General features: G+C 70.8%; 11 protein-coding genes, 2 pseudogenes and 2 riboswitches. Of the genes and pseudogenes, 12 read left to right on the top strand and 1 reads right to left on the bottom strand.

Going from position 1 to position 15,222, the window contains the following annotated elements:
- Positions 1 to 50 precede the first annotated feature (50 nt).
- A riboswitch (cobalamin riboswitch) is annotated at positions 51 to 271 on the top strand.
- Between the two features lie 162 nt (positions 272 to 433).
- The 11 genes and pseudogenes from metE (at position 434) to ACH4FH_RS29445 (ending at position 12,128) form a co-directional block, all read left to right on the top strand.
- Positions 434 to 2,758 (top strand): 5-methyltetrahydropteroyltriglutamate--homocysteine S-methyltransferase, encoded by a 2,325-nt coding sequence (gene metE, locus ACH4FH_RS29495; RefSeq protein ID WP_398558983.1) that lies wholly within the window; start codon positions 434 to 436, stop codon positions 2,756 to 2,758.
- Positions 2,759 to 2,893: 135 nt separating this feature from the next.
- Positions 2,894 to 3,710 (top strand): annotated as a pseudogene (locus tag ACH4FH_RS29490) (phosphotransferase).
- Positions 3,679 to 3,945, top strand: a pseudogene (locus ACH4FH_RS29485) (tRNA (adenosine(37)-N6)-threonylcarbamoyltransferase complex transferase subunit TsaD); the annotation flags it as partial. The pseudogenes ACH4FH_RS29490 and ACH4FH_RS29485, both read left to right, overlap by 32 nt.
- Positions 3,945 to 4,517 (top strand): GNAT family N-acetyltransferase, encoded by a 573-nt coding sequence (locus ACH4FH_RS29480; RefSeq protein WP_398558982.1) that lies wholly within the window; start codon positions 3,945 to 3,947, stop codon positions 4,515 to 4,517. The pseudogene ACH4FH_RS29485 and the gene ACH4FH_RS29480, both read left to right, overlap by 1 nt.
- Before the next feature lie 144 nt (positions 4,518 to 4,661).
- Positions 4,662 to 5,411 carry a class I SAM-dependent methyltransferase gene (locus ACH4FH_RS29475; RefSeq protein WP_398558981.1) on the top strand — a complete coding sequence of 250 codons (750 nt, stop codon included), beginning with the start codon at positions 4,662 to 4,664 and terminating at the stop codon, positions 5,409 to 5,411.
- Positions 5,408 to 6,547 (top strand): FecCD family ABC transporter permease, encoded by a 1,140-nt coding sequence (locus ACH4FH_RS29470; RefSeq protein ID WP_398558980.1) that lies wholly within the window; start codon positions 5,408 to 5,410, stop codon positions 6,545 to 6,547. Before ACH4FH_RS29475 ends, ACH4FH_RS29470 begins: the two co-directional genes overlap by 4 nt.
- Positions 6,548 to 6,553: 6 nt before the next feature.
- Complete coding sequence (locus tag ACH4FH_RS29465; RefSeq protein WP_398559097.1) at positions 6,554 to 7,375, top strand: ABC transporter ATP-binding protein; 822 nt, start codon at positions 6,554 to 6,556, stop codon at positions 7,373 to 7,375.
- Positions 7,372 to 8,397 (top strand): ABC transporter substrate-binding protein, encoded by a 1,026-nt coding sequence (locus tag ACH4FH_RS29460; protein WP_398558979.1) that lies wholly within the window; start codon positions 7,372 to 7,374, stop codon positions 8,395 to 8,397. Before ACH4FH_RS29465 ends, ACH4FH_RS29460 begins: the two co-directional genes overlap by 4 nt.
- On the top strand, positions 8,394 to 9,578 hold the full coding sequence (locus ACH4FH_RS29455; protein WP_398558978.1) for a pyridoxal-phosphate dependent enzyme: 1,185 nt from the start codon (positions 8,394 to 8,396) through the stop codon (positions 9,576 to 9,578). Before ACH4FH_RS29460 ends, ACH4FH_RS29455 begins: the two co-directional genes overlap by 4 nt.
- On the top strand, positions 9,575 to 10,819 hold the full coding sequence (locus tag ACH4FH_RS29450) for an ATP-grasp domain-containing protein (RefSeq protein WP_398558977.1): 1,245 nt from the start codon (positions 9,575 to 9,577) through the stop codon (positions 10,817 to 10,819). Before ACH4FH_RS29455 ends, ACH4FH_RS29450 begins: the two co-directional genes overlap by 4 nt.
- Positions 10,806 to 12,128, top strand: coding sequence for an MFS transporter (locus ACH4FH_RS29445; protein ID WP_398558976.1), 1,323 nt, complete (start codon positions 10,806 to 10,808; stop codon positions 12,126 to 12,128). Before ACH4FH_RS29450 ends, ACH4FH_RS29445 begins: the two co-directional genes overlap by 14 nt.
- Before the next feature lie 53 nt (positions 12,129 to 12,181).
- Here the strand turns inward: ACH4FH_RS29445 and ACH4FH_RS29440 are convergent, their stop codons facing one another.
- Positions 12,182 to 12,880 (bottom strand): (2Fe-2S)-binding protein, encoded by a 699-nt coding sequence (locus ACH4FH_RS29440; RefSeq protein ID WP_398558975.1) that lies wholly within the window; start codon positions 12,878 to 12,880, stop codon positions 12,182 to 12,184.
- Positions 12,881 to 13,114: 234 nt separating this feature from the next.
- Positions 13,115 to 13,297, bottom strand: a riboswitch (cobalamin riboswitch).
- 267 nt (positions 13,298 to 13,564) lie between these two features.
- Between ACH4FH_RS29440 and ACH4FH_RS29435 the strand changes: the two genes are divergently transcribed.
- Entirely contained in the window at positions 13,565 to 14,635 is a 1,071-nt protein-coding gene (locus ACH4FH_RS29435) for a DUF6973 domain-containing protein (RefSeq protein ID WP_398558974.1), read from the top strand.
- The last annotated feature ends 587 nt before the right edge of the window (positions 14,636 to 15,222 follow it).

The following is a 15,222-nucleotide window of genomic DNA, read 5'->3' as shown; positions in this document are numbered from 1 at the left end:
GTCACCGTCCGCGATTCGGTCCGGGGTGTGCGCCCGCTGGTTGTCCCTCTAGGGTGACGAGTGCAGCTGGTTCGCCCCGTCCGCCAGGCGGGAGCGTCGCAAGAGGGAACCCGGTGGGAATCCGGGACTGCCCCGCAGCGGTGAGTGGGAACGAACGCCGTCATACGCACTGGGCCCGGCCGGGTCTGGGAAGCGACGGCCAGTAGGTGTCTCGTACGCGTACGAGACGGGCCCACGAGTCCGAAGACCTGCCCGTTGCCCGCACGCGACCGATCGCGTGCGGCCATCCCGGTGACCTCGTGGGCGGGTCGGCGTACATATCGAGCGGCATACGCGACGACATCACCGCGTGGTCCGCCCGGTCTGTCGTTCCCTTCGCGCTCTCGTTCCGTCTCCGGGACACCAACGAGACATCTTCGCGAAGGAGAGTTCCGTGACAGCGAAGTCCGCAGCCGCGGCAGCACGGGCCACCGTGTACGGCTACCCCCGCCAGGGACAGCACCGGGAACTGAAGAAGGCCATCGAGGGCTACTGGAAGGGCCGCGTCGACGCCGACGCCCTCCGGCAGACCGCGGCAGAACTGCGCCGTGCGAACTGGCAGCAACTGGCCGACGCCGGCATCCACGAAGTGCCGTCCGGCGATTTCTCGTACTACGACCATGTCCTGGACACCAGTGTCATGGTCGGCGCTGTCCCCGAGCGGCACCGCGCGGCGGTCGACGCCGACGCGCTCGACGGCTACTTCGCGATGGCGCGGGGCAACCAGGATGTCGCCCCGCTGGAAATGACCAAGTGGTTCGACACCAACTACCACTACCTGGTCCCCGAGCTCGGCCCGGACACGGTCTTCACCGCCGACTCCACCAAACAGGTCGCCGAGCTGAAGGAAGCACTCGCGCTCGGGCACTCCGCCCGCCCGGTCCTCGTCGGGCCGGTCACCTACCTCCTGCTGGCCAAGCCCGCTCCGGGGGTGGCCGCGGACTTCGAGCCGCTGACCCTGCTCGACCGGCTCCTTCCGGTGTACGCCGAGGTCCTCGCCGACCTGCGGGCAGCGGGCGCGGAGTGGGTGCAGCTCGACGAACCCGCCCTGGTCCAGGACCGCACGCCGGCCGAACTGAACGCCGCCGCCCGTGCCTACCGTGAACTCGGCGAAGCCACCGACCGCCCGAAGCTCCTGGCCGCCTCGTACTTCGGTCGGCTCGGCGACGCGCTGAACGTCCTGGCCAAGGCCCCGGTCGAGGGTGTGGCCATCGACTTCACCGAGTCGGGCGCCGCCAACCTGCAAGACCTCGCAGCGGCGGGCGGGCTGTCGGGCAAGCGCCTGGTCGCGGGCGTCGTCAACGGCCGCAATATCTGGATCAACGACTACGAGAAGTCGCTGTCCACGCTGGGCACGCTCCTCGGTCTCGCCGACCACGTCGACGTCTCGGCCTCCTGCTCGCTGCTGCACGTCCCGCTGGACGCCACCGCCGAACGCGACATCGACCCGCAGATCGCCCGCTGGCTGGCCTTCGCCCGGCAGAAGACGCGAGAGATCGCCGTTCTGGCGCGCGGTCTGGCGCGGGGCACGGAAGCCATCGCCGGCGAACTCGCCGCGAACCGCGACGATCTCGCGTCCCGGTCCGGGTCCGCGCTCACCCACGATCCCGCGGTGCGGGCCCGCACCGCGGCCGTCACCGACGCCGACGGGCGCCGCTCCCAGCCGTATCCCGAGCGGACCGCCGCCCAGCGCACGCACCTCGGACTGCCGCTGCTGCCCACGACGACGATCGGTTCGTTCCCGCAGACCACCGAGCTGCGCACGGCACGGGCCGATCTGCGGGCCGGGCGGATCGACACGGCAGGCTACGAGGACCGGATCAAGGACGAGATCCGCGAGGTCCTCTCCTTCCAGGAGAAGGCCGGGATCGACGTCCTGGTGCACGGCGAGCCCGAACGCAACGACATGGTGCAGTACTTCGCCGAACAGCTGACCGGCTACCTGGCCACCCAGCACGGCTGGGTGCAGTCCTACGGCACCCGCTACGTCCGCCCGCCGGTCCTCGCCGGGGACATCTCCCGCCCCGAGCCGATGACGGTGCGCTGGACCCGCTACGCCCAGTCGCTCACCGAACGGCCCGTCAAGGGCATGCTCACCGGCCCGGTCACCATGCTCGCCTGGTCCTTCGTGCGTGACGACCAGCCGCTCGGCGACACCGCCCGCCAGGTGGCGCTCGCCCTGCGCGACGAGGTCAACGACCTGGAGGCGGCCGGTACCTCCGTCATCCAGGTCGACGAGCCGGCGCTGCGCGAGACGCTGCCGCTGCGCGCCGCCGAGCACGCCGCCTACCTGGACTGGGCGACCGAGGCGTTCCGCCTCACCACCAGTGGCGTACGGCCGGACACCCAGGTCCACACGCACATGTGCTACGCGGAGTTCGGCGACATCGTCCAGGCCATCGACGCCCTCGACGCCGACGTCATCAGCCTGGAGGCCGCCCGCTCCCACATGCAGGTCGCCCGCGAACTGGCACAGCACGGCTACCCGCGTGAAGCCGGCCCAGGCGTCTACGACATCCACTCCCCGCGTGTCCCGAGCGCCGAAGAGGCAGCAGCGCTTCTCCGCAGGGGACTTGAGGCCATCCCGGCCGAGCGGCTGTGGGTCAACCCCGACTGCGGACTGAAGACCCGCGGCTGGCCCGAGACGCGGGCGTCCCTGGAGAACCTCGTCACCGCCGCCCGCGAGATCCGCAGCGAGCTGGCCGCCGACGGCTCCTGACCCCTTGAGTCCGGGCCGGACACCGTGGTGTCCGGCCCGGACCGGCCCTACGGGCAGGAGCGACCCGCAGGGGACGAGGCGTGCGGCGTTCGAGACCTGCCCTCGCGCCGCCGGCCTGGCAGTAGCGTGCAGGGCATGACGGCTGAGGGTGCGGCGGCGGACGGCGAAGCGCTGGTCGGCGGCATGGTGAACGCAGGCGCGGTCTTCCGTCGGGGTGCGTTGGTCGAAGGTCCGGGCACCGCGCACCGCGCGCGCCCTGCACGCTCACCTTCTCGCGCTGAATGAGCACGGCTTCGACGCAGCTCCGGTCCCCGTCCGTCTCACCGCGGATGGCCGTGAGCAACTGACCTTCCTCTCCGGCGATGTCGCCCTGCCGCCGTTCCCCCGCTGGGTGATGACGGAGACCGCGCTGAGGTCGGTGGGCAAGCTGCTGCGGCGACTGCACGAGGCGCACGCAGCCATCGCGGTGGACACCCGCGTCGACTGGCCCCGGGACCTGGCCGATCCGGAGGGAGGAACGATGCTGTGCCACAACGACGTGTGCCCGGACAACGTCGTCTTCCGCGACGGCCGTGCCGCTGCCCTGATCGATTCCGACATGGCCGCACCGGGCCGCGCCATCTGGGACGTCGCCATGACCGCCCGTTACTGGGTGCCCATGCTCGACCCGGACTCCGCGGCCGCCCTCTACCCACCCGAGCTGGATGCGCACGAACGGTTGCGGATCTTCGCGGACAGCTACGGCCTCTCGGCACAGGAACGTACCGAGCTGCCCGGCGTCATCGAACAGGCCACCGCAACCTGCCGGGCCTTCGTCGCCACCCGTGTGGCCGGCGGTGACCCGCCCTATATCAAGTCACTTGCACAGCACGGTGGTTGGCAACGCTGGGACCGCATGCAGGGCTGGCTGACGGCCCACCGCGAGACGCTCTCGGCCGCTCTCCTTGACTGACCGGCGCGGGCGCCGCGCCCGCACGGCCGTCCCCGCCGTCGTCCGCAACGCCAGGTCCGCGGCACCCATGGGGCTGTGCACGGACAACGGCGCGATGATCGCCGCCATCGGGGATCTCCTGGTCCGGGCGGGTGCGGAGCCCGCGCCGCTGGATGTCTCGATCGACCCGTCGGCTCCCCTGGAATACGCGACGCTGCACCCGGTCGCCCGGCCCCTCGCCGGGAAGGCCGCCTGATGGCCGGAGGCGTCCGCCTGGTCGCAGGCGAACGGCTCGCCCCGTACGCCGACGGCATCCGCGCCGTATACGCCGACGCCTTCGGCGCACCACCGTGGCGGGAGGACCCCGCACTCGCCGAGACCTACCTGGCCCGGCTGGCCGAGGACACCCGCCGCCCAGGGTTCCTGGCCGCGCTCGCCTTCGACGAGGGCACGATAGTGGGGTTCGCCACCGCCTGGACCACCCCCGCCCCGTTTCCCACCGGCCGTTGCTATCCCGAGGCGGCCGCCGCCCTGGGGGCCGAGCGCACCGGAAGCTGGCTGTGCGGCGCCCAAGAGGTCGACGAACTGGCCGTGCACACGCGGGTGCGTGGCAGCGGTCTGGGCGCCGCCCTGCTCGGCGCGCTCACCGCGGAGACCGCCAATGGCCGCTCGTGGCTGCTCACTTCCGCGCGGGCCGGCGGCGCTCTCGGTTTCTATCGGCGGCTCCGCTGGCGCCAGGCCACCCACCCGGCACCCGGCGGCAGAGGGGTGGCGGTATTCCTCGGTCCCCGCCACCCTGCCGACGTACCGGCCGCTCTTCCCGACTGAACAGCCTTCTCCTGAGCCGATGGTGAACTTGCCGGGAACTCACGGGCCTTGGCAACCGACCCGTGTAGTGAAAGGCCCGCACTGACCAGGTCGCGGCGCTGCGGCGTCCGACCTGACCCGGCACTGGAGCGAGGTTGCAGCCGTATGCATTGGTACGAGGACGACGGATTCTGGTCGGACTTCTCCGAGACGATGTTCTCCGAGCGCAGGCGCACGGAGACGGCGGGCGTCGTGGCCGGCTCGCCGCTGCTCGACTTCCCGGCCGGAAGCCGCGTGCTGGACCTGTGCTGCGGGCCCGGCCTGTATCTGACGCCGCTGGCCCGTCGCGGCTATGAGGTGACGGGGGTGGACCTCAGTCCGGTCATGTTGAAGCGGGCCCGCGCGGCCTGCGAGGAGGCCGGCGTCGATGTCCGGCTGGTGCAGGCGGACATGCTGACGCACGTCGAGCCGGAGTCGTACGACGTGGTGCTCAACGTCTTCACGTCGTTCGGCTACTTCGACGATCCACGGGACAACGAGCGGGTGTTGCGCAACGCCCATGACTCGCTGGTGCCGGGCGGACAGCTGCTCGTCGATGTGATGGGCAAGGAGGTCCTCGCGGGCTGGATCGGCCGCCCCAAGCTCGTCGAACTCGGCGACGGCGCGTACGTGGTGCAGCGCGACACCGTCCTGGACAGCTGGACGCGGCTGCGCACCGACTGGACGCTGGTGCGCGACGGGGTGGCGCGCGAGGCGTCGATCACCTCCTTCCTCTACAGCGCGGCCGAGTTGCGTGCGCTGTTCGAGGCGGTCGGCTTCACGGACGTGCGGTGCTACGGGGGCTTCGACGGCGCCCCGTACGACAACCACTCGCAGCGACTGATCGTGCGGGGCACCCGTGAGGGGGCGTCATGAGCGAGGCCATTTCCGGAATGCCGTCCGCCATCTCGCCGGCAGGCCCCTCCGCCGCCCTCCCGCCGGAGGAGAATCACCAGGATCCGGAGGGCCGTCCCGCGGGCCGCGGCAGGCTGCCGACCACCTTGGTGGCGCTCTCGGCGGCCCTAGTGGTCTCCGTCCTGGCGGGTATCGCGCTGGGGCCCACCGTCGTACCGCTTGGCGACGTCGTGCATTTCCTGTCCGCGGCCGTGACCGGTGGCAGCATCGGCGCGGACGAGGTGACCGGGTACTCCATCGTCTGGCATGTGCGTACCCCCAGGGTGTTGCTCGCCGTGGTGGTCGGGGCGGGGCTCTCGGTCGTCGGCGTGGCCATCCAGGCACTGGTGCGCAACGCCCTCGCGGACCCATTCGTCCTGGGCATCTCGTCCGGCGCGTCCGTCGGGGCGACCGCGGTGGTGGTGTTCGGGGTCTTCGCGGGGCTGGGGGTCTACGCCCTTTCGGCCGCGGCGTTCCTCGGCGCCCTCGGTGCCACGGTGCTGGTCTATCTGGCCGCGCGCAGCCCGCTGGGGCTGACGCCGCTGCGGCTGGTCCTGACCGGGGTGGCGCTGGCGTACGGGTTCCAGGCGCTCATGAGCGTCCTGGTCTTCCTCTCTCCGAACGGGCAGGCCGCGCGGACGGTGCTGTTCTGGCTGCTGGGCAGTCTGGGGTCGGCGTCCTGGGAGTCGCTGCCACCGGCGGCAGCGGCGGTCCTGGTGGCGATCGTGGTGCTGCTGCGTCGGAGCCGGTCGCTGGATGTGTTGTCGCTCGGGGACGAGACCGCCGCCAGCCTGGGCGTGGACGCGGAGGCGCTGCGGCGCGGGATGTTCGTGCTGACCGCGGCCGTCACCGGGCTGATCGTCGCGGTCAGTGGCGCGATCGGCTTCGTCGGACTGGTCCTGCCGCACGTGGTGCGGATCTGGGTCGGCTCCACCCACCGGCGGGTGCTCGCGGTCGCGCCGCTCGCCGGAGCCTGCTTCATGGTGTGGGTCGATCTGGTGGCGCGGACCGTCTTCGCGCCCGAGGAACTGCCGCTCGGCGTGATCACCGCGCTGATCGGTGTGCCCGTGTTCATCGTGCTGATGCGCCGCCGCGGCTATCTGTTCGGAGGCCGGTAGATGGACATGGTCCTCTCCCTGCGCGACCTGACGGTCGAGGCGGCCGGTCGCGCCCTGGTCGACCGGCTGAGCATCGATGTGGCCGCCGGCCGGATCGTGGGGCTCGTCGGCCCCAACGGCAGCGGCAAGTCCACCGCGCTGCGCTGCGTCTACCGGGCGCTGAAGCCCACGTCCGGGGCCGTCCTGCTCGATGGCAGCGACCTCACCTCGCGGAAACTGCGTGACAGCGCCCGGTCGATCGCCGCCCTGACACAGGAGAGCCACACCGAACTCGACTTCACCGTCGAGGAGGTGGTGGCGCTGGGCCGCGCCCCGCACGCCCGGGGCAACCGGCCCCTGACCGCTCACGAGCGTGCCCTGTGCCGGCAGGCGATGGAACGGCTGGACATCGCGCACCTCGCCGGCCGCAGCGTGCTGACCCTCTCCGGCGGGGAGCGCCAGCGTGTCCTCGTCGCGCGGGCGCTGGTCCAGGAGCCCCGTGTCCTGGTCCTCGACGAGCCGACCAATCACCTGGACGTACGGCACCAGGTGGAGCTGCTGTCCTTCCTGCGCGGGTCCGGACTGACCGTGCTGACGGCCCTGCACGACCTCAACCTCGCGGCCCAGGTCTGTGACCGCATCGCCGTACTGGGCTCCGGCTCCCTCGTCTCCTCCGGTGATCCGGCGGAGGTCCTGACGCCCGCGCTGGTCCGCAAGGTGTTCGGCGTCGACGCGACGGTCGTGCCCCACCCGCGGACCGGAATCCCCCAACTGCTCTACGACCTCTCCCCGGCGCCCAACGGCATCCGCACACCTGCCGTAGCCCCATCGGAAGGACCGCACGCATGATCCGACGAATCCGACGACCACTGCCCCGGGTGCGCTCCCGTGCCCTCGCCGCCGGACTGGCGGCCGGGCTCCTGGCGATCACCGGTTGCGGCGCCGAGGTCGAGCCGACGGCGAAGGACGGATCCGATACCGTCACCGTCTCCAACTGCGGCCGGGACATCACCTACGCCCAGCCGCAGCGTCCGGTCGCCTACGACGTCAGCGGCGCGGAGAAGATGTTCTCCCTCGGCCTGGCCGACCGGATGCGCGGCTACGTCATGAACAAACTCGGGGACCCCTCCATCAAAGGCTCGCCCTGGCGCAAGGACTACGCCAAGGCCGAGCGCCTCGGCACCGAGCGCATCACCCGGGAGATCGTTGTCGACGCCGAGGCCGACTGGGTGCTGGCCGGTTGGAACTCCGGCTTCAGCGAGGAACGCGGCATCACGCCCGCCCTGTTGAAGAAGGTCGGTATCGCCAGTTACCTGCACACCGAGACCTGCTGGGACTACGGCGACAAGAGCGTCGACGTGACACCCATGGAAGCCCTCTACACCGACCTGGGAAACCTGGGCCGGATCTTCGGCGTGGAGCAACGGGCCGACAAGCTCGTCACCGATCTCAAGAACCGTCTCACCGCGCTGAAGAAGACCTGGCCCGACAAGGGCGAACCCGCCAAGGTGTTCGTCTACGACTCGGGCACCGACCAGCCGTTCACCGCGGGCCGCCACGCCGCACCCGACGGCATCATCGCCGCCGCCGGCGGATCCAACGTCTTCCACGATCTCGACAAGGGCTGGACGACGGTCGGCTGGGAACCGGTGGTCAAGGCCAAGCCCGAAGTGATCGTGATCGTCGACTACGCCGACCAGCCCGCCAAGGACAAGATCGACTACCTCACCTCCCGCCCCGCCCTGAAGTCGGTGCCCGCCGTGAAGAACAAGCGCTTCTTCGTCATCTCCTACGGCGACGCCGTCAGCGGCCCGCGCAATGTCACCGGAGCCGAGAACCTGGGCCGCTACCTGCGATCGGTCGGGCGGTGACCGTGAACCCGACGCGCACCGCACTCGCCCCCACCGCCCTGGTCCACGAGCACATCACCGACGCGATCAAGGCGCCCGACCTGCTTCGGCTGTCCGACAACGTCGTGCTCGCCCGCTTCGAGACCCTGAAGGTCTACGCCGCCCTCGGCGCGGTCCGCACCCTGCTGGAGCGGGGGGTCGTCCGACCGGGCCAGACCCTTCTCGACAGCTCCAGCGGCATCTACGCACTGGCCCTGGCCATGGCGTGTCACCGCTACGGTCTGGGCTGCCACATCGTCGCCTCCACCACCGTCGACGCGGCGATGCGCGCCCAACTGGAGGTCCTCGGCGCCACCGTGGACCAGATGCCGCCCTCCGAGGACCTGAGGCTCGACCAGGAACGCCGGGTCCGCCGGGTCCGGCAACTGCTGACCGAGCAGCCCGGCATGCACTGGATGCGCCAGTACCACGACGCCGTGCACTACACCGGCTACCGCGAGTTCGCCGACCTGGTCGACCGCGCCCTGCCCGATGCGCCGTTGGTAGTGGTAGGGGCCGTGGGCACCGGGTCCTCCACCGGCGGCCTCGTCCGCCCGCTGCGCCGGCGCGGCCGGTCCGTCCGCCTACGGGGAATCCAGCCCTTCGGCAGTGTGACCTTCGGCAGCGAGGACTTCAGCGACCCCGATGCGATCATCGCCGGCATCGGCAGCTCCATCCCCTTCGACAACGTCCGCCACGACCTCTACGACACGCTGCACTGGCTCGACTTCCGCCACGCCATGGCCGGCGCCGTCGGCCTGCTGCGGGAACACGCCGTGTTCGCCGGCCTGTCCACCGGCGCCGCCCACCTCGTAGCGGGCTGGGAGGCCGCCCGCCACCCGGACCACATGCACCTGGTCATCGGCGCCGACACCGGACACCGTTACACCGAACGCGTCTTCGCCCGCCACCACGAAGCCCTCGACCCGCGCACCCTCAAACCACACCAGATCACCGCCCTCGCCGACCTCGCCCCGCCCTGGTCGGTGATGGAGTGGAAACGACGGCGCTTCGACGTACGCAGGGAGACCGTGCCCGCACAAGCCGTGGCCTCCCCACCGGCCTCCGCGGCCACACCCACGCCGACGTCGTCGTCGGCGCAAGAGTCTCCGCAAGCACCGGCACCGCTCGCCGCACCGACCAAGGAGGACCCGGCATCGTGACCATCGCCGCCCTGGAAGCACTCACCTTCGGACTGGGACGCCTTGCGGAGGCGGCCGAAAACGCCGGGCATCGGCTGTGCCTGCTCACCGGCGACCGGTCCGTCTACCGCCATGAACTCGCACGCCTCGACCGGGGAGCACTCGATGTCGTCGACGTCGACACGACCGACGAGTCCGCCTGCGCCGACGCCTTGGCCTCCCTGCCCGACCTGCGCGGGATCGTCAACTCGACCGACACCTGGAGCATTCCGGGCGCCGACCTCGCCGCCAAGTTCGGCCTCCCCGGACCGGACCCCGCCGCGGTCCGCCTGCTGAGGGACAAGAGCCGCGTGCGCAGCCTCCTCCACACGCACGGCCTGAGCCGCGGCCGAGCCCTCACCGTCCCGGCCGATCCCTCCGCGGCCGCCGAGATCCTTCGCGAGATCGGTCTGCCCACGGTCCTGAAGGACTCCGCGGGCACCTCCTCCCGCAACGTCTGGCTGGTGCGCGACGAGGGACAACTGCACACCGCCCTGTCCCAGGCCGCCCAACGCCCCTTCACCGGGCAGCTGTTCGCCGAGCCCCTCTTCTGCGGCCCGGTCTACAGCGCGGAAACCCTCAGTTGGAACGGCGACGCGAAGCTCCTGGGCGTCCTCAGCCGCCAGATGTCCCCCGAGCCCTCCGTCCGCGAAGAGGCCGCGGCCTTCCCCGTCGCCCTCCCCCACGCCGAACTCGACCTGATCCAGCACTGGGTGGGACGCGTACTGAAGACCGCGGGCCATGACACCGGCTTCGCGCACGTGGAGTTCGTCCTCACCACCGAGGGCCCGGAACTGGTGGAGATCAACCGCCGCATCGGCGGCGCGCTCGTCGGCGAGGCCCTGTGCCGCTCCCTGGGCACCAACGTCTACGACGCCATGGTCGACACGGCTCTCGGCCGCCACCCCGCACTGCTGGACACCCTTGCCGCTACCGACCCCGCCCCGGTTCCCGGCCCCGCCACCGGCTTCGTGCTCGTCTACCCCGACCGACCCGGAACTCTCACCGGCTGGACCGGACTTGACGGTCTGCCCGCCTTCCCCGGCTCCCCCGAGTGGTACCCCACGGCCGCCCCGGGGCAGCGGGTGGAGCACCTGGGCGATCAGCGCAGCTGCACCGGCATCGTGCTGGCCGAAGCCGCCACCGCCGAGTTGGCCCTGCACCGGGCGCTCAGCGCCGCCGGAAGCATACGTCCGGCCGTCACGGCCGATGGCCAGGGGTGACATCATCCCGCCCCACGTCACACGGACACCGTCGACCGCCCGGCTCGCACAGCTCGCCCACCTCACCGGACCGCAGTACGTCCTGCTGGCCGGATCGTTCCTCATCCCGCTGGGCAGCTTCGCGGTACTGCCCTTCATGTCGGTCCTGCTGCATCAACGGCTGGGCATCGGCCTCGGCACCGTCGGCGTGGTGCTCGCCGTCGCCTCGTTCGTGCAGTTCTCCGGCGGCGTCGTAGGGGCCGCGGTCGCCGAGCGCATCGGGCTGCAGCGCACCATGCTGCTCGCGCTCGTCATCCGGACGGCCGGCTTCGCCGGCTTCCTGCCGGGACTCGGCCATCCGGCCGCGGCCGTCACCGCGCTCTTCCTCGTCTCCTGCGGCGCCGCTCTCTATCTACCCGCCAACAAGGCGTATCTGCTGCACCGCGTCGAGGAGGAACAGCGCCCCCTGCTGCTGTCCGCGAGCAGCTCCGCCCTCAACGCCGGTATCGCGCTGGGCCCGCTCGCCGCCGCGCCCTTCGTCCTCAGCGCCTCCATGGGACTCTTCACCGCGGTCACCGTGCTGTTCGCGGCCGTCACCGCGGGGCACGCCCTGCTGCCCGTGGAACACCCCGAACGCGGGCCGGAAGAAACGGAAGACGGCGACGGCGCCGACCGACCGCCCCCACACGGGGAAGGCCGGGACCAGGCACGTGACAGCCGGGACAGTGCACGCGCCGGACTGCCGGTCCTGCCGTTCGCGATCACCGTGCTGAGCGTGTACGTCTTCATGTTCTTCCAGCACTACCTCGCGGTCTACGCCGTGCCCCGGACCTCGACGGTGTTCTACGGCCTGGTCCTGGCCGTCTACGCCGCGCTGCTCGTGGTCGCGCAGCCGCTGCTGTCCGACTGGATCGCCCGCCTGCCCTACACCCGCGCCCTGCTCCTGGGCTTCGCCGCGCTGGCCCTCGGCATGGGCACCCTCGCCGTCGGCTCTCCCACCACCATCCTGGCCGGAGCCCTGCTCATCTGCCTCGGCGAGATCGTCCTCTTCCTCAAGAACGATCTCGAAGCCCTGGCCCGGTCCCCCCGCCCACCCGCCGTCGTCTTCGGCCGTCAGCGGCTGGCAGCCGGAATCGGCGCGTTCGTCAGCGGCATCGCGGGAGGAGAGGGCTACGCGCTGGCCGAGCGGACCGGCCATCCCGGCCTCTTCTGGACAGCCGTCGCCGTGCAGTGCGCACTACTGCCTCCGCTGCTGCTCCGCTTCCTGCGCCGCCGACACCCCTGCACAACAGCCAACTCGGACCACCCGGCCGCGGCGCCGACGCATTGAACCTGCGCCATGGCCTTCAGTCGAGAGCACGGGGCCAGGGAGCTCGGGGCCGGTCATGCGCGCGTCTTCTTGTCGTTGAGGACGCATTCGCCGCATGTCCCCATGCCCGGAACGCGGTAATAGAGGCAGCAGTTGTGGCGGCGGTACTCGAGGGGGCTGACGGTGAACACGCCCGCGCTCGCGAGTGGCTCCCGCGTCAGCAGGGCACTCGCGAGCGGGACGGGCGAACACGGGGCGTCGGGGACGCGAGCCAGCAGCGTCTGCAGGGCGCCGACGAGCGCCGATGCCGCGTTGCCCCGCAAAGCGTGCGGGGACACCCCGGTAGCGCGTCGTACGGCGTCGCCCAACGGCAGCAGATTGCGCACGACGACGGTCCGGTGGAGCACGTCGGGCGCGTCATCCCCCGGGGCTTCCCCTGGTTCGGGCAGCCACAGCTCGATGGGGCCGGTCTCGGGGGCCCGCCACCACAGCCGCTCGGGCGCCAGGTCGGGTACCCGGCCGGTCAGCGCGGTGGTGGCCAGGGCGACGGACCACAGACGGGCGGCCGTGCCGATGTGCAGGGTGGAGGCGGCCACCCTGGCCTGGTCGGTCCCCAGCCGCCGCCCTAGGGCGCGTACGTACCGATCCAGGGCGTCGTGGTCGGTGTAGAGGTCGGTCAGGGGACGGAAGCGTTCGGCGTCGCCTCGTGGTCCGCAGGAGATGGCGAAGTACGGTCCGACGGTGGAGACTTCGGCCAAATCCTCGGCGGTCACCACGTGCGTACCGGCCGGTTCGGTGCGCGGAACGAGGCGTAGTGGACGATGTCCTCGGCGCCGCGGGAAGCGCCGGTCCCCCTCGACGCGGACCGGGCAAACGACCTGCGCTTCTTCGCCCCCACCGCGGGCCGGCCGCCCCCTCCCCACGAAGGAACGCAGGCCGTACACCAGCCGAGGCACGCACGCGAGCACACGAATGCCACCATCCTCTCTCGGGGAGATCCGCCCCGGTTTGCCGAGGTACGACGGCGTGAGTCTCCTGACTCGGGTGCGACGCCGCCCCCGCCGCCGGCCCCACAAGAAGGCCGTGGCGGTGGCAAGTTGGCTCCCCCCTCACAGTGGCGGTACCGTGCCGGATTCTCACCGGCTCCTCGTTCCGCCGTCGCGGGTCGGACGGCAGCATCCCAGAAAACCCCGCGCCACGCACCAGAGCCGTACCGGCCATGGGGGACCTCGTCCGAGGCACCCTGTCGCAACGCGGCAAGCGGCTCTACGTCCTGCGCGACGGTGAAGTCACCGCCTCAGGCCCGCCGGGCGAGGGCTCGCTCCGAAGCTGCCGGCCGTCGTGTACGGGGTGGCGGGCGAGGTCACCGCCCACCCTCGCACGGGCGCACCGCAGGTGATGCTCCTCCCGGGGGGATCCGCTCGACCGGCTGTGGCGAGGGCGGGTGGCTTGCGACGATGCTTGACGATCCGGTTCTGGTCAGCGGCCCTCTGGGGGAAGAGCTAAGAGCGGCACAGGCGCAGATTCACGATGCGCTCCGGATGGGGGAACGGGCCGACGAGAGGATCGCCTGGGATCTGAAGGACGATGGCGGTACCCAAAGGAACGCCTTCAACGTCCGGGTACATATGGGGCGGAGGCTCAGCCCCAAGGAGATGCTGCGTCAGTACCAGGTCACTGACGATCCGGAAGGCATGACCACGTACTTCGGGGAGGACGTCACTCAGGGCGAGGCAGACATCCTTTCCGAACTCAGCGCCGGCGAGAAGCTCGACTTCATGGAAATCAGGGACCAGGCATGGGAACAGTGCCAGGCACGGTTCCCCGACGACGAGCAAGACGGGCACATGGACGCCTTCCGGCACACGTACTGGAATTCGCTGATGGCGCAGCGGTACGGCGTGGACTGGGCAGAGCGCTACGGATCGGCGCACGAGCGGATGTCGGGTAATCCGTCGGACCGTGAGGCGATGGATCTGCACAACAACGAGCTGGGGCGCCGCATTGCCGTGGAGAACCCGACGGCCACTCCGGCCCAGCTCGCCGAAAAAGTGCAGGTAGCGGTGCAACAGGGGAGGACCGTGGTGATCGACCGGGAGGGAAGCCTGAAGCGGAAAGTGACTGCCGTGCTGGTCGCGGTCGTCACGCTGGGCGCCGTCTGGTACGTGTTCCGAGAGCCGGCGGTGGTGAGCACCACGGACAAAGCCCTCCAGAAAAAGGTGGATAGGGCAATCAAGGGCCATCCACTGCCCCTGGCGAAAATGACCGGCTTCGCATGGGACCGGCTTCAGGTGTTCGCGCACGACACCAGCGATGGCGACATCTCCGATGCGGTGGGCGACCGCGTCGAGTGGGAGACCGCCACGACGTCGTATTCGGGGCCCTCCCTGTGGGTGTTCAGCAAGGACGGCGAGGCGGTGCGGGCTATGCAGATGGACACCAAGGTGCCTGCCGAAAAGCCGAGTTGGTCGACGAGGGTGCAGGTCTCCGGGGGGCCGTACCGCAATGTCCTGCATTTCATGGAGTGACCGCCCCGCGCGGTGAAATGTGCGCGGGGAACGCCGCCCGGACTAGGCCCCGTACCGACTCCGCGAAGGTTGCGGAGGGCTCCGTGCCGCCCACCGGTCCCCGCGCGTCCTCCAGGACGAAGCGGCCGCTGTCACGCCCTGGGGTGACAGCGGCCGCTTCGTCCTGGAGGACTCCGGTGCCCCGTGACTCCGAACGAAATGAACGCAAGGGTGACTGGCAACCCCTGCTGCTGCATAGTCACCAGCACTGCCGCGGATTTGAGCTGAGCGGAACCTCGACCAAGGAGTGCGACAGGCTCGTGTGACCGAAGTTCTGGTCGGCAGGCTGCCGCTGACGAGAGGACGCCGGCTGCCGACGGTCACGCGGGCGCCTTCGGCGGGACACAGACGTACGGGACCGGCCCGGCGGCGGACGAGGGGACTCTCCGGAGTCCGGCTTCGGACTGCCCGGCGGTAGACAACAGCACCACAGGAAAAGCAGAGGAAGTCACTCATGGCAACGGCGCCTAGCGTCTCGTATTCGATGACGGTGCGACTGGAAGTTCCCGCGAGCGGCACCGCCGTCAGCCAGCTCACCACGGCCGTGG

It is taken from the genome of Streptomyces sp. NPDC017993, from assembly GCF_044328065.1.
Classification (GTDB): domain Bacteria; phylum Actinomycetota; class Actinomycetes; order Streptomycetales; family Streptomycetaceae; genus Streptomyces.
This window is presented reverse-complemented; position numbering and strand designations above follow the sequence as displayed.

Excerpts from the sequence above, each read along its gene's own strand:
- ACH4FH_RS29480 (WP_398558982.1), top strand. The coding sequence starts at position 3,945 with ATGGCCGGAGGCGTCCGCCTGGTCGCAGGCGAACGGCTCGCCCCGTAC.
- ACH4FH_RS29475 (WP_398558981.1), top strand. The coding sequence starts at position 4,662 with ATGCATTGGTACGAGGACGACGGATTCTGGTCGGACTTCTCCGAGACG.
- ACH4FH_RS29470 (WP_398558980.1), top strand. The coding sequence starts at position 5,408 with ATGAGCGAGGCCATTTCCGGAATGCCGTCCGCCATCTCGCCGGCAGGC.
- ACH4FH_RS29465 (WP_398559097.1), top strand. The coding sequence starts at position 6,554 with ATGGTCCTCTCCCTGCGCGACCTGACGGTCGAGGCGGCCGGTCGCGCC.
- ACH4FH_RS29460 (WP_398558979.1), top strand. The coding sequence starts at position 7,372 with ATGATCCGACGAATCCGACGACCACTGCCCCGGGTGCGCTCCCGTGCC.
- ACH4FH_RS29445 (WP_398558976.1), top strand. The coding sequence starts at position 10,806 with ATGGCCAGGGGTGACATCATCCCGCCCCACGTCACACGGACACCGTCG.
- ACH4FH_RS29435 (WP_398558974.1), top strand. The coding sequence starts at position 13,565 with ATGCTTGACGATCCGGTTCTGGTCAGCGGCCCTCTGGGGGAAGAGCTA.